This is a genomic window from Paraglaciecola sp. 20A4, assembly GCF_011378905.1.
Classification (GTDB): Bacteria; Pseudomonadota; Gammaproteobacteria; order Enterobacterales; family Alteromonadaceae; genus Paraglaciecola.
In genome coordinates this window covers 52376-73511 of record NZ_WTPY01000009.1, presented here as the reverse complement: position 1 = coordinate 73511, position 21136 = coordinate 52376, and the positions used below count along the sequence as shown (strand labels likewise).

The following is a 21136-nucleotide window of genomic DNA, read 5'->3' as shown; positions in this document are numbered from 1 at the left end:
ATTTTATTGCATCTACCTTTCTCAGCATACTCCGTTTCAGCCACAGGACAGGCCGATGAGAGCAGCATAAATAGCCGCTCACGACCCGTAAGTATGATGTGTAAGTGATTAGCGAATGCGCGGTTAACTGCCACATATAAATAATAAAAACCAGATTGGATCCCATACACATAAATTGCTTGGGATAACTAAGACTCTTTTGGAGAATTAAAATGAAAATAAAAACCACACTTCTCGTTGCCGCAACGCTGTTTAGCGTAGCAAGTATGACAAGCGCTGATACGCTTACTCGCCAAAACGGCGCCCCTGTTGGCGATAATCAGAATTCTCAAACCGCAGGTCCTTGGGGACCTGTGTTATTGCAAGACAGTCACTTGATTGAAAAACTAGCCGCGTTCGACCGTGAACGTGTACCTGAGCGTGTAGTGCACGCCCGAGGCACTGGTGTTCATGGGTTTTACGAGAATTACGTAGATTTATCAGACATAACCGTGGCCGCACCTTTCCAAGGTGACGATAAAAAAACTGACGTGTTTGTGCGTTTCTCTGCGGTTATTCATGGTCACCAATCGCCAGAAACATTGCGCGATCCACGGGGTTTTGCCGTTAAATTTTACACTGAACAAGGCAACTGGGATTTAGTGGGTAATAACTTCCCGATTTTCTTTATTCGTGATGCGATTAAATTCCCAGATATGGTGCACAGTTTGAAGCCGTCACCTGTTACGAACGCACAAAGCGCTGCGCGCTTGTTTGACTTTTTCTCTCATCAGCCTGAATCGACGCATATGTTGACGCACTTATTTTCAGATATGGGCACGCCAAAAAGCTACCTGAATATGGATGGTTCAAGTGTTCATGCTTACAAGTTTGTGAATGATAAAGGCCAAGTTAAATATTTTAAATTGACGTGGAAAACCAACCAAGGCCAAAAGAACTTCACTGCAAAGGAAGCACAAGAAATGCAAGGTCGTGACTTTCAACCTTTGACCACCGATATTTATACCCGTATTGGTCAAAACGGTGAAACTGCATCGTGGGATTTATACTTGCAAACGATGGACCCTCAACAGTTAGACGATTTTGAATTTAACCCGTTAGACACCACTAAAATTTGGCCTGAGTCTCTTGTACCGGCTAAGAAAATAGGCAAGTTAACCCTTAATCGTGTACCGGATAATTTCTTTGAAGAAACAGAGCAAGCGGCATTCGCGCCAAGTAACTTAATACCCGGTATTGAGCCATCAGAAGATAGAATGTTGCAAGGCCGTTTGTTTTCTTATGCTGATACTCAGCGTTACAGAATTGGCGTAAACGCTTACCGTATTCCAATTAACGCACCGCGTAATGCCGTGATTAATAACCACGAGCAACACGGTAAATTACGTACCACCAGCAGCGCGCGTGACGTTAACTACCAGCCAAGCCGACGTTTAGACTTGAATGATGATAATCAGTACAAATATGCGCAAACGCCTTTAGCGGGTACAACACAACAAGCGCCGTTTTATAAGCAGCGTAACTTTGCTCAGGCCGGTGAGAAATTCCGTTCATTTAGTAAAGTTGAGCAACAGCATTTAATTGAAAACTTAGGGACTACGCTAGCAGGTGTGCCAGAAGAAGAGATCCGCGTCATTATTAGTGCATATATGTACAACGCAGACAAAAACTACGGCACTGGTGTGGCTAAGTTTGCTAGCGCACCGCTTAGCAAAGTGAAAGAGACGGCAAAACAATTGCTTGAAGTACAAGCTGAGCGTGAAAAACATGCGAAGAAAGTGGCAGATGATTTTAGCCGCATTTACTACAAAGCCGATTTGTAAGCTTGGTTTATCGCCCCCCTCGAAGCGTTGTTAAAATTGTAGGGTAGGGTGATAGCTCACCGCGGCGTGTCATGTGAATAAGTTACAAGACACGCCGTATTCCTTCATAACGTATATTTTTAACTATTCAACTCAGGAGTTAGTCATGAACGCTATTTTCACCTTCTCTATAAAAAGCCTTATAGGAGTTATGTTATTTGCCAGCGCATTTATAACTAATGCACAACCTGTTGATAGTGAACGCTTACAGACTTTATACTTCAATGCCGCTCGCCAAGGTGACGTGTCAACGCTAAGCGCTTATTATGCTGCTGGATTAAATATGAATGTGGCGGATAAAAAAGGCTACACGGCTCTAATACTGGCTGCTTATCACGGGCAGACAGACGCAGTTACCTATTTACTCAGTCAAGATGAAATCAATGCGTGTCAGGAAGATAACTCAGGGAATACTGCGTTAATGGGCGCTATATTTAAAGGCAATTTTGGCGCCATTAAAGCATTGATTAGTGCTGATTGTGATGTAGATCAAACAAACGCTAATGGCCAAACCGCTGCCATGTTTGCCACTCTTTTTAATCGCACTGAAACGATTACTGCGTTAACCGAAGCAGGAGCAGACCTCGCTGCTAAAGATGGCTCAGGTAATAGCCTAGTCGATATCGCCTTAAGCCAAGGTAATTATGAATTAGCTGAAGTTTTGGCTGAAAAACGTTCAGTGAATTAAATCGTACCCATTCCGCCTAGCCCTTATCGCATCTAGGTCTGATTCGAAATAGGTCATACCAGTACCAGGGTTTGGCGAATAGTTATACATAAATACAGGTTAGTTACATATTCTTTAACCTGTTGTTAGTAATAACGTGTGTTTACCGTTTTTTGTTGTGTTCTAGTTTGTTATTATCGCCGCCATATTTTAACGTTCTGTTAAATTATTAAACATATTCATGGAATGAAAGGCGGGGTGCATTTGTCGCGCTCTATTTCGAACTACGCTAAACAGAGATACGCGCTGTTATGATCATCTTTTTTATTTGTATCACTATATTGATCCTTGGCTATAAGTTTTATAGCCCATTTGTTGAGAAACAAGCAGGGATCGACCCGACTGTTGCCACTCCGCAATCTCGCTTCAGCGAAGGTGTAGATTACGTTCCGATCCATCCTGTTCGTGCTTTTTTAATCCAATTTTTAAACATTGCTGGTGTAGGCCCTATTTTTGGTCCTATATTGGGGGCGTTATATGGCCCGATTGCACTCGTGTGGATAGTTCTTGGTAATGTCTTAGGTGGCGCGGTTCACGATTATTTCTCTGGTGTGATGAGCATTAAAGAGGATGGCAAAAGCCTGCCTGAAATCGCTGGCCATTATTATAATGTGGTCTTTAAAGGCTTTATGCTGATATTTACCGCTATGTTACTGTTTTTTGTGGGCGTAGTTTTTATTATGAGCCCGGCCGGTCTACTCAGTAATCTTGATTATTTTCAAGATACGTTTCTAGCAAATAATACCTTTTGGGTATTGGTTATTTTGGGCTACTACTTCTTAGCGACCCTTTTACCTATCGATAAAATTATCACCAAGTTTTACCCTATATTTGGCTTGTTGATGATAGTGATGACCACGATGATTGCGGTTGCGTTATTAATAGAGGCGCCCCACTTACCGGTAACAGGGGATTTTATGGCCTATTTTGAGGCCGACCATGCTCATGACTTCTTAGAGCCTAACCCTGATGGACTGCCAACTTGGCCGTTATTATTTGTGACAATTACCTGCGGCGCTATTAGTGGTTTCCACTCAACTCAAGCACCTATAATCGCTCGCTGTTTAACCAACGAAAAATATGTACGCCCAGTATATTACGGCGCCATGGTATGTGAAGGCATCGTAGCCTGCGTATGGGCGTTAGCCGGTATTGCTGCGTTCCCTGATGGCTATGCAGGATTAAAAGAATTGCTCGACCAAGGTGGCCCAGGATTAGTGGTGAACCATGTTGCGAACAGTTACTTAGGTGTATTTGGCGGCATAATGGCGATTATTGCTGTGGCCGTGTTCCCTATCACTTCTGGCGATACAGCGTTTCGTTCATTGCGCTTAACCGTGGTCGATGCGTTTAATATTCCCCAAAGTGTACGTAATCGCTTATTGCTTGCTATACCTATTTTAACCATTGCTTACTTTATGACGAAACTCGACTTCTCATTGATTTGGCGTTATTTCGCCTTCTCCAACATGTTGCTGTCGACCAGCGTATTGTGGTTAGCGACTAAGTACTTGTTCGACCGTGGGACTTTTCATTGGATAGCCAGCATACCTGCGGTTATTACCACGGGTGTGACCGTTTCTTATATTATGACGGCTGCGATTGGTTTTAACTTGTCCCCTGATTTAGGCAAGCCGATTGGTGCAGTTGTCATCGTCATTGGTATGATTTTACTAGTGATAACTCACAAAAAGCATAAGCCTGTTGCGGTATAAGTATTGATTGGCTTAGGTGCTTAATGAGCTAACCATTCAGCTCGGCTAACGCCTAAAAGATTAAAAAATAGAAAGCTAACCTTTGGGTTAGCTTTTTTATAGCTGAAATTTGGGTATTTTAATAAGCCGTGATGCGCAATATGAAGCAATAAAAAAGGGATGTAGAAACATCCCTCTGGGTAAAATTAAGGTTTAAGCGCGATGCCTAAATCTTACCCCTTAAAACTGATATTGCACGCCCACATAGCCAGCAGCACCTGAGGTGTTATAAGCCGCAATATCTTGATAGTTAGCATCGAACGCGTTTTCGATACGGGCGCTTAAACTAAGCTCTTGATTGACAGCATAACGTGCACTGATATCAAATACTTCGTAGCCTTTAAGCTGAATACCGTCGACCGCATCATGCAATGAGCGCAATGTTGCCGCGAGTTTCCATGTGTCGTTGTCGTAATAAACACTCACACTACCTGAATTACGCGGACGACGACGGCGCTGCTCACCAGCGGTGTCTTCAGTGTCGTTATAGGTGTAATTAGCGGTGACACCGACACTGTCAGATATAACAAGGTCGGCGATTAATTCGATACCTTTTGAACTGCTCTCACCTAAATCTTGTAAATAACCGGAGAAAGTTGCGAGATCATAGTAAATGCTATCTTGGATCTTCTGATCAAAGTAGGTGGCATCAAACTGTGAACCAGACGCTAAGGCGTAGGTCAGGCCAATTTCAAAACCTTTGGTGGTTTCTTCTTTTAAGTCAATTTCTGCTGCTGGAGCATAAGAGTAAGGCCCAGTGTTAAAGCCTATTTCGTATAAGCTTGGTGCCCTGAAACCAGTACCATATGCACCGCGCAGTTTAAGTTCGTTTTCATCGAGGTCCCAAATATAAGCACTGCTTAAACGGTAGCTAGTGTGTTCACCGAAATCTTCGTTGTCGTCGTGACGTATTCCAGCGGTAACAAAGAAGTTACTGATCACTTCGCTTTGATATTCAACATAGTAACCTCGTTGAATACGCTCATCGTCGGTGCTGGTAACCGCTTCTTTTTCCCAATCAATGCCGTACACCAAACGTGTATCTTGATTGAGTTCAGTATTACCTAAGTATTCGGCCTTTTCTGAATAGCCTTTGGCTCCGAATCCGAACTCTCCTTGGGTGTAATTATTACGCTCAATAAACATCTTAGATACGGCGAACTCATGCTCGGATGCACCATGAGAATAGTTTGCTGTAGCACGCACATTGGTTTGTTCGAAGTCATTAGTGCAATTATTGCTGGCCGTTGCACCAAAACCACAGTTGTCGTATTCACCATCACTGTCGGTATTACGGGCGACAAAACCAAGTTTTAAATCTTGGGTTGCTTGATAGCCTAATCGGGCATGCAGGGTGGTGTTGTCGTAACCATCTGCGTCTTGGGATTCGTTGTCATCAACAAGGGAGTTAAAACCGTCAGTTGAAAAGTCAGAGGCTGCTACGTAGTAATCGAACTTGTCACTTGAGCCGCCCACATCAGCAGCCAAATTGGTGGCATTATAACGACCATACTCTGCAGAGACTTGCCCTGATGGCGCGCCTACGCCGTTGGCACTTTCAATATTGATTACACCACCTGCATCAGCGCCATAAACTAAGCCTTGGCTACCGCGGAGTATTTCAACACGGTTAATATTGCTACTTTGAATTTGGCCAAATTTAGGTGCTACTTGGGTCGCCGTTGGATCAGACACGTCAACACCGTCAATGCGTACCAGTGTGCGGTAACCCTCTTCGCCACGAATTCTTAAGCTGGTGGCAGAACCTGCACTACCACTGTTGGTAACGGTAATGGATGGTTGCGTGCGCAGTACATCAGCTAAATTTGTATAGCCTCGGGCTTCAATGTCTTGGCGGGTTACAATTGATACCGATGTGGCAATTTCACGAATTGGCATCGGCACGCGGCTAGATACCACTACCATATGTTCGACATTTTTCTCGCTGCTGTCGACTTTGGTTGTTTGCGTCGCTTGCTCTGATGTTTGTGCAATAGCCGGGCTGGCAGCTAGGGCAATAGAGATGGCGAAAGCCAATGATTGGTGTTGCATGTGTGTTCCTCAATCTAATAAAGTTAACGATCGAAGGAGGGGTAAAATGCGTTAATTATAATAATCTTGCAGCGATATACAGCGAAATGACATTTAAAACCGATAAAATAGCGTCAAAACTAAAGCAAGCAACAAGTTAATTTGATAGGTGCATTCTAATGAAGCCCTCCGCTTCATTCGTAAATAACTAGTTCATAGGCCGGTGTCGGGCTGGCATCTCAAAGTATGCGTACCGTTGCGGGGGCAGCGATGGGTTAACCTAGACAGCCATGATTTGTCTGGCGACACCATACTTCCCGTTTACCCTGTTCTGTTGAAATGGCTCACAACTAACAGGCACCTAGAATAGCGGCGCAGACCATACAAACAGTTACCATCAAAGTCAATGAATTAGGCTCTGCACACCACTATTAATGCCGAATAACTTCAATCTCCAAACCTCCTCCCCATCAACAAATTTATAACAAATGCCATGACACCCATCATAAAAAAAAATAGAAAATATAATAAAATATAACAACACCCATTATATAAATACCCCGTAAGAGGATATGAGGAATATATGAGGACACCCAATGTAAATAGCGGTGTGAAAATCTATTTTATCCATGCTCTTTTATAGAGTTAAAAAATATTGCTAGTAAAATGTAAAGCGACGAATAATTTGAGGTATTAAGCGGTGAAAATGACGATTTGGAAGAGATTCGTGCACACGAAGTTTCTTCGAATGTGTTAATTGCGAGGTGGTTGTCTGCAGTGTGGTTATCTAATGCTAATTAAGCACTTTTAAGTAGTACTTTTGCTTTGCCTATTCCCCTCATGCGTTGATGGTGCGTATGGATTTTAAATGCATTCATCATCAGTTCTGCACCTGCAGCACAAAAAAAGTGTTTTTCAAATTCAGTTGTCAACGTCAGCCATTGGGCTGAATCTAAGCCTAATCGATCTAAAATTGGGTTTTGGTATTTGTCGATATATCCCGTTTTATCATTAATAATACAACGGCCTGTGGCCTCGAGTAACTCACAATAGTCTTGTAACGAATATGCGATGCCCTTAGGCATATTTTGTCTTAGGTTACCCACAAAAGGCATCAAATTTTTTGGTTGTTGTTGTTTATTTTTGATCGCCTGAACGCGTTTTTTGATGCTGGTGTGCTTTGAGGTTTCAGGCGTTGATTCCATCTTTGCCCTAATAGGATTTAAATCCACATAGGCCATGCACGCTAATACAGCGCTTTCATCTAACAAAGCCTGAGATTTAAAACGTCCTTCCCAAAATCGGCCGGTGCAACCATCCTCTTTGTTGGCCTCTCTGGCAATATGTTCATTGATATCGCGCATAAACCAACTGATGTCATATAAACGTTTTCGATACAGTTCAACCGTTTCATTAAAGGTAATAAGCTCGCCAGTTGTGAGTTTGTCACCAACTATATATTTCTGGGTCAGCAGAGAGCCCTTATGTAATTTATGGTAGCGGCGCAATACCTCTGAGGTATCTAAGCTTTCGGCCAATGATTTATCTACATGTAGTACCACATGAGTATGATTAGCCATAACCGCATAAGCACAAATGCTTATCGTAAAAGCTGTGGATAAAAAGAGTAGCCGTTTTTCTACCCATTCACGGCGATGCTCGTAACTTTGGCCTGAATATTTATCAATCCCACATAAGAATGAACGACGAACGCAACGTGAAACGCAATGATAATAAGGGGTATCAATTAAGCTAATTTGACTTTTTCGTGGCTGAGGCATGACAAACCTACCAGACGATAAATGAAACACCTTCCAAGTTTAGGATAGATTGGAATAAATTGGGGATTTTATGTTGGGTGTCCTTGTAAAACAGGTTAATTTATCTTGGGTGTCCTTATAAGATCGCTATCTTGGGTGTTCTTATAAGATCCTTTATAAAATCGGTATCCCTACAAGGTAGAGATATCTGTCATGTCTGCATGGTTATTTATCTTTGAGGTGTTGTTGAATAAATTCTAGTAGGACTTTAATTTTATTGGGTAGATAGTGTTTGTCTGGATATAGTGCCCAGATGCCTTCTTCGGTCATTTGATAGGTATCTAATACGGAGATGAGTTCGCCCGTTTCAATGTAGGGCTGAACGTAATAATCAGGTAATTGGATAAGGCCAATATGTTTGAGGGCTGCTTTAACTAAACTGTGTCCGCTGTTGCAACGCAGTCGACCGCTTATTAGTATTTGTTCACTTTTATTGTTATGTGTGAAGCGCCAACTATCAGCGCTGCCAACTAAGCAGTTTTGGTGACTTAGTTCGTCGAGGTTTATTGGCGTACCATGCAGGGCTAAGTATTCGGGGGTGGCACACACAATGAGTTTACGAGAGCTTAACTTGCGGGAAATCAGATTTGAGTCTGCTAAATGTCCGAGGCGAATGGCAAAGTCGTATCCCTCGTAGATTAAATCTGCCCGCTGGTTACTTAAATCGACACGTACATTTATCTCGGGATAGGCCAGTAAAAATTCATTCACTATGGGCATGATAACCTCTTCGCCATAGGTGACTGGCGCGGTTAAGCGTACGTTCCCCTTTGGGGTGTCGTGAAAATTAGATACAAGTTTCTCTGCATCGGCTAGGTTGTCTAGTATCCAGCGGCAAACTTCAATAGCTCGAAGACTTTCGTTTTAATAGCTGATTTATGCTGAGATGCGGGGTTTACCCTTGCGACGATTCCAGCCGCAATTAAATCTAATTCACCTGTTCTGACGATACTTTTAGCCGCAGATAGGTCTCGACTTTGATAAGTCTGACAAGCAGTGCATGTGAAATTTCTATCGCTCAATGAGAGTGTATGATGCTGACTACATTCTAAGCAAATGCCAGTGGACTTCTGGAATCTACCAATCTCGTGATAGAGCTTACCTTCAATCTCCGCTTTGTATTTTGAAAGCTGGGTTATCAAGCCCATCACGTTGTCGGTCACCATGCTGCCATTGAATTTTTGCATCGCTCTTACGTTTAGATTTTCAAAACACAAAATATCACTTTCATTGGTTATCTGTCGTGAAATTTTATGAGCAAAGTCGAGCCTTTGCCTAGAAATCTTGCCGTGTAATTTATTGATGCGCTGCTTAGTTTCCTGCCAGCGATTTGAGCCTTTATTTCTTCGAGCAAGCTGGCGTTGTAGTTGAGTCAATTTAGCTTTTGATTGTTTTAAAAACTTCGGGTTCTCGGCAACGAAACCGTTTGAACCGACCACTGTCTGTTTCGAGTTAATATCAAATCCGACAATACCATGCAAAACACGTTTAGCTGCCTTACACTCGACTTCCTGAGTAATACTGCACTCCCACTTTCCGTGACGATACTGAATGGTTACGGTCTTAATTTTACTCGCCAACTCACGATGCAAAATGATAGGGACTTTGCCAACCTTGGGAATGCTTATGGCTCCATCTTCGATTCGGATGCAGTTCGAATTATTCACAGCTCTAAAGCTATCATTGTGAAGTTTTTGCTTTTTATATGAGATTTTATGCTTTGGAAACCGCTGCAAACGGCCTTTCGAGAATGCGTTCTTTAATGCAATTTCCAAGTCGCGTGCAACTTGCTGAGCCGCCGCAGAATCAAACTCTTTGATCCAATTGAACTCTTCGTAAGGCTTTAACTCCTTTAGAAGTGAAGCCATTTCTTTGTAAAACAGAAACGTTTTATCATACTCGTATCGACGTATATTTTCAGACAACAAAAGGTTCCAAATGCCACGCGCTGTCGCGCCAAACTCGATGAGTTTAGCTTCTTGGGTTGGCGTAGGATTGAGCCTGTAGTTGAATCTAAGCGTCTTTTTTATATACTGTATAGACTACTGTATGAAAAGGGGTTGTCAAGATGGATTATGAAACTAAATCACATTGCAAATACCTAATAGCATTACATTTAATATTGGTTGTAAAAGATAGAAAACCAATATTAAAGGATCGTTTAGGCGAGTTTGTTAAACGAATAGTATCTGACATCGCATCTCGTTCAGACTTTGACGTTGAAGAAATTGAAATAGACCTTGATCATATTCACATGCTTATCAGAATAGGTACTAAATATTCCGTTGGGCAATATGTAAGGAGGATTAAGCAGGAGACAACCGCTAAGATTTGGAAAATGTTCCCATATTTAAAACATCAGTTTTGGGTTGAAAAGGCTTTTTGGTCAGACGGCTATTTCGTTTGCTCTGTAGGCAATGCAAGCGCTGAGACGATAAGGGAATACATTCGGGAGCAAGGATAAGTCGATTCATCCCCGCGACATCACTTCGTTCTGATCACGGGGTTTTCTCGATGATTGTAGATAAATAGTCGTAATGCTGGCCAAATAAGGCGAAGGGTTAGTTGGTATCGTGGTGACGGGCGTATGCCACAGCGATGTGTTTACTCTATGAGTGGTGATTCTAGAGTTTTTTCCCTGTGGTACTCGATCATGAAGGTGGTGGTATTGTTGAGGACGTTGGCGAGGGTGCAACTAGCGTAACGGTTGGCGTACATGTTATTCCTTTGTATACACCCGAATGTGGTGAGTGGTAATCCTATTTGCTAGGCAAGATTAACTTGTGCCAAAAAATTTGCTAAACCCAAGGTAAAAGCTTGAAGCCAGATGGCACTGCGCGTTTTTACAATGAGGGTCAGCCTATTTTTCACTATATGTCTTGCTCGACCTTTGTGAATACACCCTATTACCCGAAATTTCACTAGCAAAGGTGAATCCTCAAGCGCCTCTTGGTGAAGTCTGCTTATTTGGCCGTGGCGTGACCACAAGTATTGGGCGGTGATGAATATCGCTGAACTGGAAGTTGGTGCAAGTGTGGTTATCTTCGGCTGCGTTGGTATTGGATAATCGGCGCGGTAAAGGCAGGCACCACCCGCATCACTGCCATTAATTAACGAAAATTAGAGCGAGCCAAAAAGGCCGACGCCACACAATGCATTTACCTAAACGATTATGACCAATCGCTTCAAGACATGATTGCTGAGTTAACAGACGGCGGTATTGATTATTTATTTGAATATATTGATAACGTCAATACTATGCATTTGGCGTTTAATTGCTGCCATAAAGGATGGGGCGAATAAATAATTATCGGAGTCGCTGGGGCAGGGCAAAAGATTTCAACTCGTCCATTTCAATTGGTTACCGTTTGCGTATGGCGAGGCTCAGCTTTCGGGGGAATAAAAGGTCGAGTAAATTACCCAGTTATGTTGAGCGTTATTTAGCAGGCGAGTTTGCGTTAAACGATTTTATTTCCTATACAATGCCAATCGAAAGCATCAACCGCGCATTTTATTTAATGCACAGCGGCGAAAGCATTCTCACTGTGGTGAGTTTTAAATAAGCGTTATCGCCGACTATTCAAAGTATAAAAAGCATCGTTTAGCGAAGTTTTTTATACTTTTTGACTATTGAGCATTATAACCCTAGTTCTGATAATCCTGGGTGGTCGTCAGGCCGACGCCCTTGAGGCCAATGGAATTTGCGTGCTGACTCTTCAATTGGTAAATCGTTAATACAGGCGAATCGATTTTGCATTAAGCCATTTTCATCGAATTCCCAGTTTTCATTGCCGTATGAGCGAAACCAGTTCCCGCTGTCGTCATGCCATTCGTAGGCGTAACGAACAGCAATGCGGTTATCGGTGAAGGCCCATAGTTCTTTTATCAGGCGATACGCTTGCTCTTTATCCCATTTGGTCTTTAAGAAAGCAGCAGCTTCGTCGCGGCCGTGAATAAAGGTACTGCGATTACGCCATTGTGTATTGAGTGTATAGGCGAGAGCGACTTTTTCAGCGTTGCGACTGTTCCAACCATCTTCTGCCAAGCGAACTTTTTCACGAGCGCTCTCGAGGGTAAAAGGGGGTAAGGGGGGGCGTGTACTCATGTTTATATCCTCGTGATGATGTTTGTGATTAAAATATGCGTTTGCTCGTTATTCTAAAACGTTACGTTGTTGGCTTTATTGCTTACTCTCAGTAACAAGAGATGCATTAGCATGATCCCATGTGCCGGTGTTCTTTAAGTTGGGTGAATAGTCGTTAAAGTGAGCTCTAAAGGGCAGGGCGTTTTTAAGGTGTATACCGTGGGTTAAGGTAAATTGCCAGCCTCGTTCTGCTCCTTGAAAAGCGATAATTCTAGGGTCATCTTCCGCCATAATGGCTACTTTTCCCGTTAGCATAAGTAAGTCACCGGTTGTGAAGTCTGCAAAGAGTAAACCTGCTTTTGGGTTGAGCACGAAGTTACCCATGGTATTGAAGAAGTTATTACCAGAGAAATCAGGGATCGTTAGTGTATCACCAGCCTTATTTTCACTTTCTAAACCGACAAAACCTGGCATGCCACCGCGATGTGATACATCAACACCTGAGGTTGTAGTATTCTCACTCCCCCCTGCTGAGCTGGCAACAAAAAACGTATCGGCTTGTTTAATAAAAGCTTTTGCTTGTGTACTTAAATGGCTGAAATGTTTCGCAGCTGGTGCAGTAAACTGTGTGTCTGGGACGCGGATGGAATCAATATCACGGGTTTGTATATATTGTGGGCAATTACCAAATGATTGTTCTATTTCAAGGGATAAATACTGCCCAGAGATAGCGCTGACGCTAGCATTAACTCGATTTCGACGTCGAGTAGGCATTTCGATACCTAATAAGCCAAGACGTGAACCGATAATTAACGAATCAGCAAGGGGATCGCCCTTTAATACTGGGGTGTCTATGGTTAATACTGTCGGTGCCGGAGACTTCACAAAACCGGGAATGCCAGACAAGATCGAAGCCCAAAGCTGCTCTTTCGCATCCTCACTGCCTACTATCAGAAACGGTAACTGACTAAAGAATTTTCGGTGCTGTTCGGGCATAGAGGAGCGGATCGCTCGACGACCAATTTTATCCATCTGCTCAAGTTTACCGATACGGGTTTGCATTTGCTGTTCACCTGTATGAAAAGGTGAGTCGTGGTCGTTAAGCCTCATCAGTTACTCCAGTGCAGTAAACCTGCTCAATACCTTTGGTTAGTAGGGAGGGGCTAAGTGAGCTCAACCCGTTTAAACTTTGACGTTATCAGCCTCGACTAAGCAAACCGACTTTGGTTGTTGCCATAGGCTTGAATCCCCTCAGTGCTTCAATGTTAGTTAAAAAACGACGTACATTTGGATAATTATCTAGTGATACGTTGCCCTCTGGTGCATGAGCGGTATAGGTATAAATGGCGACATCGGCAATGGTGACACTGTCGCCCACCAAAAACTCACGGCCTACCAAGTGAGTCTCAAGTTTGTTTAATACTTTGTTAGCTGTCGCCTTGGCAAAGTCGGCATCTAAAGGTGCGTTGAATACCGTTACAAGACGCGCAGCACAAGGACCAAAAGCGATTTCGCCGGCAGCCAGACTCAAAAACTTTTGCACTTGGGCTTCAAGGACAGGATCTGATGGTAGAAATGCAGGTGCATACTTGCGTGCTAAGTAGACCAAAATGGCATTCGAGTCTGAGATAACTATATCTCCGTCTTCTAGCACTGGTACTTGACCTGCGGGGTTTAGTGCTAGAAATGGCGCTTCTTTGTGTTCACCTGCGGCTAAGTCAACATTGATAACATCGTGGGCAATTCCGGCTAAGTTAGCAAAAAGTTCTGCCCGCTGGGCGTGACCTGATAGGGGAAATGAATGGATACGGATAGTATTTAACATAAAATAAACCTTTTTAAGTTGCACTGCATTGGGGATATATGCCGGTAGTAGGTATTTGGCTGCTAGCTTTCCCTTACTTTTTGTTGAACAAACAATAGCCATGAATAGTTCTATGAACAATATGTTGATTTGTGGAATAACTATGTACAAAATGTACTTAATTGACTGAGCTGTAATGTATTGATTTAATAACGACGGGACACATTAATGGATACCCTTGATGGCATGCGAACCTTTGTCGCCGTCGCGCGCCAAAAATCTTTTACCGACGGTGCTAAGCAGATAGGTATAAGCACGAAGTTGGCAAGCAAGTACATTGGTCAGTTGGAGCAAAAATACAACGCGCTGTTTTTTCACCGCACCACAAGAAGCGTGATGTTAACCGAAACAGGGCGGGCCTATTTTGAACGCTGTGTGCCATTGCTAGAGCAGTTTGATGAATTAGAGGATGTGATACAGCATCGCCAAGCCGCGCTGTCGGGCACTATCAGATTGACTGCGCCCACGGCATTTGGCAGTACTAAACTGGTGGACGCCCTTGAACCCTTTTTGCAGCAGCATCCAAATATTAGTGTAGAGCTGAATTTATCTGATCGGCACGTAGCTATCATCGACGAGGGAGTTGACGTGGCAATACGCTTTGGTCAATTACAAGATTCAACGCTTATCGCTAAAAGGCTTATGAAGATGCGAATTGTGGTATTTGCTTCCCCGGACTATTTATCGCGTCATGGGAAACCATCTCACCCTAGTGCGCTGGCGACGCATAATTGCTTGATGCAAAAGTCGCAAGTTGATCCGGAGAATTGGAGATTTAAAGTGAATGGTAAGCTCGTCACTGTCAATGTGCATGGCGCATTTGCTTCTAATTCCCCAAGAGCCGTCACTCATATGGCATCCCAAGGTTTGGGGATAGGTATGGGCCCCAAATACGTAACGGAGCCCTACTTACAGGACGGTAGTTTGCAGTTGTTATTTGAAAACTACGAAGCAAACGAATTAATTTTAAATGCGGTATATGCCTCTAGTCGACATCTGCCTGCACGCATCAGAGCATTGCTTGATCACTTAGCCGCGACGTTCGCCGAATAGTGCGCCGAATAGCGCGCCTTCAAAGTAATCTTTGGATCGGCTGGCTAAGCAGAACACTTTCCAGTTGTTTTAAGCCTTGCTCGTTGGGAATACCAAAACGCAGTGCATTTTTTTCGTCGCACAGACGTATATAAATACCTTGCTTGCATAACGCTTCAAATATGGCTGGTGCTTGCGCAGTGATGACCGTTTTAAATAATGTTGTTCCGTGAATCGGTCGAGTAAACACCTGAACTAACACACCCTCCAGTGCGCTGCTCAAACGATTAAGTACAGTCGTTTGTTCTTGTTGCCAACACCTGTCAGTTAAAGCCTGCCTACCGACATATTGCGCTGGACCGCTAACTGACCATGGCCCTAAAACATCAGCTATGGGCTTGAGCCAATAATCATGGGCGACAACAAAACCTAAGCGAATACCCGCTAAACCAAAGAATTTCCCCACGGAGCGAAGAATAATCAAGGCGTCTTGGTTGATATTGTTGTCCGATGAATCCCTGTTACAGGCCAGTAGTGGTGTCATGGTGTGTTCTGGCGTGGCATCCATAAAGGCTTCATCGATGATCAGCAAGCCCTTTTTAGCGCTGATAGTAAGAAGCAGTTCAGTTAACTGCTGCCTTGTATGTAATTTACCTGATGGGTTGTTCGGGTTGATCACAAGGACAATATCGCCTTGTTTAATCAGCCTAATATCTGGCGTGTCTTGATAATCTAAAGTTTGGTAGTGGGCGTTTTGCCAAGCTTTACGATGTTCTTGATAACCCACCGCTGGCAACCATACTCGGGCATCTGCGAAACATTGCGATATGCAAAGCTGGGGTAATGCCTGAATAATGCTTTGACTGCCTGCGGTGGCTAGTAAATTTGGGGTTTGATAGTAATCTTGAGCCGCTTTTAGTAAGGCGTCAGAATGTTGTGGTAAACGTTGCCAACACATTGCTGGAATTAGACCAACGGGGTAAGACGTTGGTGCGATCCCTGTGGATAAGTCGAGCCATTTTTCGAGTGGAATATTGTAACGCAGCGCAATCTCAGTTAATTGGCCTCCATGAACTAAGGTGTGCTCAGACATATTTTTATCCATCAAAACTCGTTCTTTAGAAAATAGCGTTAGTCGTTAAACCGATGCTTAATACTACAAGCGAAAATAACCAAGCGCTTCTTTTTACAAGGGTGATACTGCGTGGAATATCTTCTAATGTCACGGCTCTGCCGTTACCCAACAATGGGCTGTGAATGGTATTGCCATGATAGTGGGCGGTGCCGCCTAAGGTAAAGCCTAAGGCACTTGCACCGGTGGCCATGCATCGACCGCCATTTTTACTTTTGTAGTCTTTAGCTTGTCGCCAAGCCAGGGAGATATGTTCAAACGCTAAGTGCTTGGGATCGTGCGTTTTAAGCGCGGCCAATACATAAAGTAGCGATGTACAATAGGTACTTGCCCAGCCTAGATGATCATCGGCGCGTGCTGCCCACCAGCCAAAATGTAAAAAACGTGGCGTTTTATAGCCCCACATAGCATCTAAGGTATTGGCTAATCGGTGCAGCACTACTAAAGGTGCGCCACCAATTACAAAATAAAATACACTCGCAATCACGCTGTCGTGGCCGTTTTCTAGCACAGATTCTACTGCGGCTCGACTCATATCTTTAGGTGCCAGGGCTTGCGTATCACGACTGACCATATAGCCAGTGAAGTGACGCGCTTGGTTTAGATCGCCATCTGCTAATGGCCGATAAATCTGCATGGCGTGTTGCTTTAGACTTTGCATACCAATGGCTAAATACAAGACACAACTGTTGAGTAACCATATCAGGGCAAACATCCAAGGGGAGTCATTGGTAACGGCATAGTCGTTGGCGAAATAATTAAGTGTCCACAGCGCCACAGGTAAGGGTAGTACTAGTAGCATCCAACAGGTCATACCGTTGAAACGTGACTTTCCTTTAGTGGATGCAACCTGCTCAGCCCCGCCGCTTTTGCGGTTGAATTTTTTGGCTAAATAATCAGCCAGATTGCCAAAACCAATCAGAGGATGGCATCGGGTGGGCTCACCTAATATGCGATCCAACAACAAGGCAAATATTAGCTGGGAGCCGATTAATGTCATACTAGTAAAAGACAGTAGAGCTGTGCTGAACTCAATCAATGAGGCCGCCCCAGTGAAATTTGTTTTGCTGAAAAATGAGCTTGTAACCTTGCGTGTTGCTGACCAGTATTGGCGCGGTAAAAAGGCTCATCAGGCAAGCTAAGGCGTCTCCGTGACTGACAATTAATATATTTTCGTTTGAAGGTGACTTACTTGCTCCACGATGACTTATTTTAGCTAGAGTGATGAGCGCGCTTTGCATACGTTGACGTACCGCATCAGTGGTTTCGCCAAAGCCACTTTCATTACCCGCTGGCAGGTTCGTTTGTTGGTAGCAGTGCTTTTGAAACTGAGCGAACTCAGATAGCTCATCTACAGGTTGGCCCTGCCAACATCCGAGTTGACGCTCAGCTAGATTGGCTACACATTCATGCGTTACCCCAAGCGTTTGGGCGCAGATTTTTGCGGTTTGCTGAGCGCGACTTAGATTTGAACTGGCGATATGCTGAATATTCCATAGTTGGGCTTTTATAGCCAAACGATGAGCTTGTTGCCTGCCAAGTTCAGTTAGAGAACTTTCAAGGCGGCCTTGCAATATCCCTTTGGCATTAAATTCACTTTGCCCATGACGACAAAGATAAAAGTGCTTAGTGATGGGGTGGTTTGCTGTGACGGTCATAAATATATCAGTACTCGACTAATTAGGCGCCAGGACATCGGCTTGGTAAAACTGACGAGCCACATCGATTTGCTCACACATTATAGCGACCTCATCCAGCATACGGCTGGTCATGCGATGAACTTTGTCGGCATTAGGATGGAAAATAAACTGATTTTTGGCCGCCGGTATGTGCTGCCATTGACCCCAGTTAATAGAATCAGGTGAATCAGCGGCATGTTGTGTAGGTTGAATAATCACTTGAGGTAAAGAAACCAAGACCTGTTCTAATCCGACAGATGGGTAGTCATCTGTGGCATTAACAAAGGGATTTTGTGCGCCGCAAAGGATCAATTGTTGTTGCGGCCACGCGGTGTGTGCCACTGTGCGTAGTGGGCGCGACCACAGCTCATAAAAGGTGATAACGGGCATTTTATTTGCGTAACGTGATTCAATGTATGCGAGTTTGTTTTGATACTGAGATGCGGCCTTTTCTGCGACTTCTTCGCGCCCAGTAAGCCGCCCCAACATACGTAGTTCATCAGCAACTTGGGCTAGTGTTCTGGGATTCGAATACACGATTTTTGTGTGATATTTCTGCAAGCGTGATAAATCATCTCCCGGGTTACCGGTTTTCCAGGCGATAACGAGGTCAGGTTGCAATTGGACAATTTTTTCAATCTGCAGGCGAGCATAATTACCAATTTGTAGGATTTCTTTTGCCGCCTCGGGGTAGTCAGCATGGGCTGTGGTGGCAATAAGTTGCTGGCCAGCACCGATTTCAAACAACGACTCTACAATGTGCGGAGCTAGCGCAATAATGCGCAGTTTCTGCCTATTTTCTTTACTAAGTTGTACTATTTCTTGAAAATTAGCGCTGGTTGTTTCTTTTGCCCCCTCAAAGGTACTTACCAATGAATGACTACTTGCCAATGAACGACTAATGGGCAAGCCAAGCATTATTGTACCGATCAGCAACCAGAGTAGTGCGCTAGACCTTGGAATAGTCATTACCAGTCAATACCTTTTTGCGCTTTAATACCGGCTTCAAATGCATGCTTAATAGGGCGGACTTCGCTAACCGTGTCCGCTAAGTCGATTACCGCTCTGTGGCAGGCTCGGCCAGTAATCACTACATGTTGGTTCTCAGGGCGGTTTGATAAAGCCTCTATCACTTCGTCTACGTCTATGTATTTGTAAGTCAGCATGTAGGTGATTTCGTCGAGTAACAATAGGTCAATCGATGGGTCCTGCAAGCATGCTTTGCTAAATTCCCACGCATTTTGTGCAGCGGCTTGGTCGGTTTCTTTGTCTTGGGTTTCCCAAGTAAAGCCGGTACCCATAACATGAAACTCAACACCGAGTTTTTCCAATAGATCTCGTTCGCCACATGGCCAGGTGCCTTTTACATATTGCACGACGGTAGCTTTTAGCCCGTGGCCCACGGCTCGGGCAACAGTACCAAACCCAGATGTAGATTTACCTTTGCCGTTGCCGGTGATGACGATCAGTACGCCTTTTTCAATTTGTGCATTGGCGATACGTTCATCAACTTTGGCTTTTTGTTGTTGCATACGCGCCTTATGGCGTGCGTTGTTATCTGTACTGTCAGACATGATTTTTTGCTCCGTAGGTGAGGGAAGTCGTTGTACTGGCCAACGTTGGCTCAGTCAGTTTATTATGAAGAAACGATTCAATTAGGTTCCAATTTAAATGGGTTTGGCACTCAAAGGCGAGTCGTTCAATTTCGTGTTCTTGTTGTACAGCATAATCTTTGACAAGTTCAGTGTTGGCACCCGCCCAAAGCAATAACTGTTGCAGGGCATCAGGTTCATCAAATAAGCCATGTAGGTAACTGCCAGCGACCTGATTATCATTACTGATGCAACCTTCTAATTCGCCATTTTCTAATAAAATAAGGGGCTGGGCATTCGCTTCACGTTCACTGGTGCCTATGTGAATTTCGTAACCTCGAATAGCCACGTTAGGCGTTTTTTCGTTGGGTAATAAAAGCTTACCTTGGCTTTGGATCAGCTGCTTTTGGCGCTGCAATAGAGTATTTATTGGTAGGTAACCCAAGCCTTGACTGACCCCGGGTGTGTCTTCAACTCCGTCAGGATCGGCGATGGTATGACCGAGCATCTGATAACCCCCACAAATACCTAATAATTTTCCGCCATAACGCAGATGGCGCAGTAGATCATTGTCCCAATGCATTTCTTTAAGTAGGGCTAGATCAGCTCGCACGTTTTTACTGCCGGGTAAAATAATCAGATCACAGGCTGGGATAGCACTACCTTGGGGCACGAATATCAGCTCTACTTGTGGGTGTAGCCTGAGCATATCGAAATCAGTATGGTTACTGATGCGCTTAAATATAGGCACAGATACGCGCAGTCGTATATCTTGGGGATGCAAGTTTTGCTCTGCTTGAATGGCATCTTCGGCAGCCAGTTGTAAATTATGTATATACGGCAGTACGCCTAAAACCGGTTTTTGGGTTCGTTCTTCTAACCAAATTAAGCCCGGCTCTAGAAGTTTAATATCACCGCGAAACTTATTGATAACAAACCCTACTACCCGATTCTGCTCCGATGGTGAGAGCAAATCTAACGTGCCAACCAGTTGGGCAAATACACCGCCTTTATCGATATCTGCGATTATAATTACCGGGCAATCAACCGCTTCGGCAAATCCCATGTTGGCGATATCGCCTTTACGCAGGTTTATTTCCGCTGGGCTTCCCGCGCCTTCTACCACGATAATCTCGTATTGATTTGTTAGACGTTGATGAGAGTCAAGTACGGCTTGCATGGCCACTTTTTTATAATCGTGGTATTTGGCAGCTTGCATATCGGATACCGCTTTACCATGAATAATCACTTGGGCGCCGGTATCTGAACTCGGTTTGAGAAGCACTGGATTCATATCAACATGCGGCTCGATGCCCGCCGCTTGTGCTTGTACTGCCTGTGCTCGGCCAATTTCACCGCCATCTTTGGTTACCGCGCTATTAAGGGCCATGTTTTGAGGCTTAAACGGGGCCACCCTATAGCCTTGGTTCTTTAAGTATCGACAAAACCCCGCCACTAGCATGCTTTTGCCTGCATCAGAGGTGGTGCCTTGGATCATAATAGTCGCGCCCTTGAGTACGCGACTTGCACCGTTTGTTTTATTAATGCGGCTCATGTCG

At 44.0% G+C, this 21136-nt stretch carries 18 protein-coding genes, 1 pseudogene and 1 riboswitch; of the genes and pseudogenes, 6 read left to right on the top strand and 13 right to left on the bottom strand.

What is annotated here, in order from left to right:
- Window positions 1–212: 212 nt before the first annotated feature.
- The 3 genes from GQS54_RS11240 (at window position 213) to GQS54_RS11230 (ending at window position 4304) form a co-directional block, all read left to right on the top strand.
- The gene (locus tag GQS54_RS11240; RefSeq protein ID WP_166424076.1) at window positions 213–1823 is read left to right on the top strand and encodes a catalase; all 1611 of its coding nucleotides are present in this window, start codon (window positions 213–215) and stop codon (window positions 1821–1823) included.
- 145 nt (window positions 1824–1968) lie between these two features.
- The gene (locus GQS54_RS11235) at window positions 1969–2550 is read left to right on the top strand and encodes an ankyrin repeat domain-containing protein (protein ID WP_166424075.1); all 582 of its coding nucleotides are present in this window, start codon (window positions 1969–1971) and stop codon (window positions 2548–2550) included.
- 290 nt (window positions 2551–2840) lie between these two features.
- Window positions 2841–4304 (top strand): carbon starvation protein A, encoded by a 1464-nt coding sequence (locus tag GQS54_RS11230; protein ID WP_166424074.1) that lies wholly within the window; start codon window positions 2841–2843, stop codon window positions 4302–4304.
- A gap of 219 nt (window positions 4305–4523) precedes the next feature.
- Here the strand turns inward: GQS54_RS11230 and GQS54_RS11225 are convergent, their stop codons facing one another.
- The 4 genes from GQS54_RS11225 to GQS54_RS11210 all read right to left on the bottom strand — a co-directional run bounded on the left by GQS54_RS11225 (window position 4524) and on the right by GQS54_RS11210 (window position 10224).
- Entirely contained in the window at window positions 4524–6395 is a 1872-nt protein-coding gene (locus tag GQS54_RS11225; RefSeq protein WP_166424073.1) for a TonB-dependent receptor, read from the bottom strand.
- Window positions 6396–6574: 179 nt separating this feature from the next.
- A riboswitch (cobalamin riboswitch) is annotated at window positions 6575–6754 on the bottom strand.
- Window positions 6755–7171: 417 nt separating this feature from the next.
- The gene (locus tag GQS54_RS11220) at window positions 7172–8155 is read right to left on the bottom strand and encodes a transposase (RefSeq protein ID WP_166424072.1); all 984 of its coding nucleotides are present in this window, start codon (window positions 8153–8155) and stop codon (window positions 7172–7174) included.
- 204 nt (window positions 8156–8359) lie between these two features.
- Complete coding sequence (locus GQS54_RS11215; protein ID WP_346766571.1) at window positions 8360–9022, bottom strand: LysR substrate-binding domain-containing protein; 663 nt, start codon at window positions 9020–9022, stop codon at window positions 8360–8362.
- A complete protein-coding gene (locus tag GQS54_RS11210; RefSeq protein ID WP_166424138.1) occupies window positions 9016–10224 on the bottom strand; it encodes an RNA-guided endonuclease TnpB family protein in 1209 nt (402 codons plus the stop codon). Before GQS54_RS11210 ends, GQS54_RS11215 begins: the two co-directional genes overlap by 7 nt.
- A gap of 38 nt (window positions 10225–10262) precedes the next feature.
- Here GQS54_RS11210 and tnpA point away from each other — a divergent pair, with 38 nt between their 5' ends.
- Both tnpA and GQS54_RS11200 read left to right on the top strand, forming a co-directional pair.
- The gene (gene tnpA / locus GQS54_RS11205) at window positions 10263–10658 is read left to right on the top strand and encodes an IS200/IS605 family transposase (RefSeq protein ID WP_166424071.1); all 396 of its coding nucleotides are present in this window, start codon (window positions 10263–10265) and stop codon (window positions 10656–10658) included.
- A 70-nt stretch (window positions 10659–10728) separates the two neighbouring features.
- A pseudogene (locus tag GQS54_RS11200) lies at window positions 10729–11757 on the top strand (zinc-binding dehydrogenase); the annotation flags it as partial.
- A gap of 74 nt (window positions 11758–11831) precedes the next feature.
- Here the strand turns inward: GQS54_RS11200 and GQS54_RS11195 are convergent.
- The 3 genes from GQS54_RS11195 to GQS54_RS11185 all read right to left on the bottom strand — a co-directional run bounded on the left by GQS54_RS11195 (window position 11832) and on the right by GQS54_RS11185 (window position 14103).
- Complete coding sequence (locus GQS54_RS11195) at window positions 11832–12299, bottom strand: nuclear transport factor 2 family protein (RefSeq protein WP_166424070.1); 468 nt, start codon at window positions 12297–12299, stop codon at window positions 11832–11834.
- Between the two features lie 75 nt (window positions 12300–12374).
- The gene (locus tag GQS54_RS11190; protein ID WP_166424069.1) at window positions 12375–13388 is read right to left on the bottom strand and encodes a pyridoxamine 5'-phosphate oxidase family protein; all 1014 of its coding nucleotides are present in this window, start codon (window positions 13386–13388) and stop codon (window positions 12375–12377) included.
- Between the two features lie 88 nt (window positions 13389–13476).
- On the bottom strand, window positions 13477–14103 hold the full coding sequence (locus GQS54_RS11185) for a glutathione S-transferase (RefSeq protein WP_166424068.1): 627 nt from the start codon (window positions 14101–14103) through the stop codon (window positions 13477–13479).
- 207 nt (window positions 14104–14310) lie between these two features.
- On the opposite strand from GQS54_RS11185, the gene GQS54_RS11180 reads away from it, so the two are divergent.
- A complete protein-coding gene (locus tag GQS54_RS11180) occupies window positions 14311–15195 on the top strand; it encodes a LysR family transcriptional regulator (RefSeq protein WP_166424067.1) in 885 nt (294 codons plus the stop codon).
- Between the two features lie 19 nt (window positions 15196–15214).
- Here GQS54_RS11180 and cobD read toward each other — a convergent pair whose 3' ends face one another.
- Genes cobD through GQS54_RS11150 form a run of 6 tightly spaced genes read right to left on the bottom strand, consistent with a single transcriptional unit; the run spans window position 15215 to window position 21132 of the window.
- Window positions 15215–16267, bottom strand: a complete 1053-nt coding sequence (gene cobD, locus GQS54_RS11175; RefSeq protein WP_240919908.1) for a threonine-phosphate decarboxylase CobD — start codon at window positions 16265–16267, stop codon at window positions 15215–15217.
- 25 nt (window positions 16268–16292) lie between these two features.
- Window positions 16293–17345: a CobD/CbiB family cobalamin biosynthesis protein gene (locus tag GQS54_RS11170; protein WP_346766570.1), complete on the bottom strand. Its 1053-nt coding sequence runs from the start codon at window positions 17343–17345 to the stop codon at window positions 16293–16295.
- Window positions 17338–17964, bottom strand: coding sequence for a histidine phosphatase family protein (locus GQS54_RS11165; protein ID WP_166424065.1), 627 nt, complete (start codon window positions 17962–17964; stop codon window positions 17338–17340). Before GQS54_RS11165 ends, GQS54_RS11170 begins: the two co-directional genes overlap by 8 nt.
- Window positions 17965–17982: 18 nt before the next feature.
- The gene (locus tag GQS54_RS11160) at window positions 17983–18954 is read right to left on the bottom strand and encodes a cobalamin-binding protein (RefSeq protein ID WP_205967725.1); all 972 of its coding nucleotides are present in this window, start codon (window positions 18952–18954) and stop codon (window positions 17983–17985) included.
- Complete coding sequence (cobO, locus tag GQS54_RS11155; RefSeq protein WP_166424064.1) at window positions 18954–19559, bottom strand: cob(I)yrinic acid a,c-diamide adenosyltransferase; 606 nt, start codon at window positions 19557–19559, stop codon at window positions 18954–18956. Before cobO ends, GQS54_RS11160 begins: the two co-directional genes overlap by 1 nt.
- Complete coding sequence (locus tag GQS54_RS11150; protein ID WP_240919907.1) at window positions 19552–21132, bottom strand: cobyric acid synthase; 1581 nt, start codon at window positions 21130–21132, stop codon at window positions 19552–19554. The genes cobO and GQS54_RS11150 overlap by 8 nt, the downstream gene beginning before the upstream one ends.
- Window positions 21133–21136 lie beyond the last annotated feature (4 nt).

What these genes read in the sequence shown, in the direction of transcription:
- GQS54_RS11240 (WP_166424076.1), top strand. Translation starts at nt 213, where the DNA reads ATGAAAATAAAAACCACACTTCTCGTTGCCGCAACGCTGTTTAGCGTA.
- GQS54_RS11235 (WP_166424075.1), top strand. Translation starts at nt 1,969, where the DNA reads ATGAACGCTATTTTCACCTTCTCTATAAAAAGCCTTATAGGAGTTATG.
- GQS54_RS11230 (WP_166424074.1), top strand. Translation starts at nt 2,841, where the DNA reads ATGATCATCTTTTTTATTTGTATCACTATATTGATCCTTGGCTATAAG.
- GQS54_RS11225 (WP_166424073.1), bottom strand. Translation starts at nt 6,395, where the DNA reads ATGCAACACCAATCATTGGCTTTCGCCATCTCTATTGCCCTAGCTGCC.
- GQS54_RS11220 (WP_166424072.1), bottom strand. Translation starts at nt 8,155, where the DNA reads ATGCCTCAGCCACGAAAAAGTCAAATTAGCTTAATTGATACCCCTTAT.
- tnpA (WP_166424071.1), top strand. Translation starts at nt 10,263, where the DNA reads ATGGATTATGAAACTAAATCACATTGCAAATACCTAATAGCATTACAT.
- GQS54_RS11195 (WP_166424070.1), bottom strand. Translation starts at nt 12,299, where the DNA reads ATGAGTACACGCCCCCCCTTACCCCCTTTTACCCTCGAGAGCGCTCGT.
- GQS54_RS11190 (WP_166424069.1), bottom strand. Translation starts at nt 13,388, where the DNA reads ATGAGGCTTAACGACCACGACTCACCTTTTCATACAGGTGAACAGCAA.
- GQS54_RS11185 (WP_166424068.1), bottom strand. Translation starts at nt 14,103, where the DNA reads ATGTTAAATACTATCCGTATCCATTCATTTCCCCTATCAGGTCACGCC.
- GQS54_RS11180 (WP_166424067.1), top strand. Translation starts at nt 14,311, where the DNA reads ATGGATACCCTTGATGGCATGCGAACCTTTGTCGCCGTCGCGCGCCAA.
- cobD (WP_240919908.1), bottom strand. Translation starts at nt 16,267, where the DNA reads ATGTCTGAGCACACCTTAGTTCATGGAGGCCAATTAACTGAGATTGCG.
- GQS54_RS11165 (WP_166424065.1), bottom strand. Translation starts at nt 17,964, where the DNA reads ATGACCGTCACAGCAAACCACCCCATCACTAAGCACTTTTATCTTTGT.
- GQS54_RS11160 (WP_205967725.1), bottom strand. Translation starts at nt 18,954, where the DNA reads ATGACTATTCCAAGGTCTAGCGCACTACTCTGGTTGCTGATCGGTACA.
- cobO (WP_166424064.1), bottom strand. Translation starts at nt 19,559, where the DNA reads ATGTCTGACAGTACAGATAACAACGCACGCCATAAGGCGCGTATGCAA.
- GQS54_RS11150 (WP_240919907.1), bottom strand. Translation starts at nt 21,132, where the DNA reads ATGAGCCGCATTAATAAAACAAACGGTGCAAGTCGCGTACTCAAGGGC.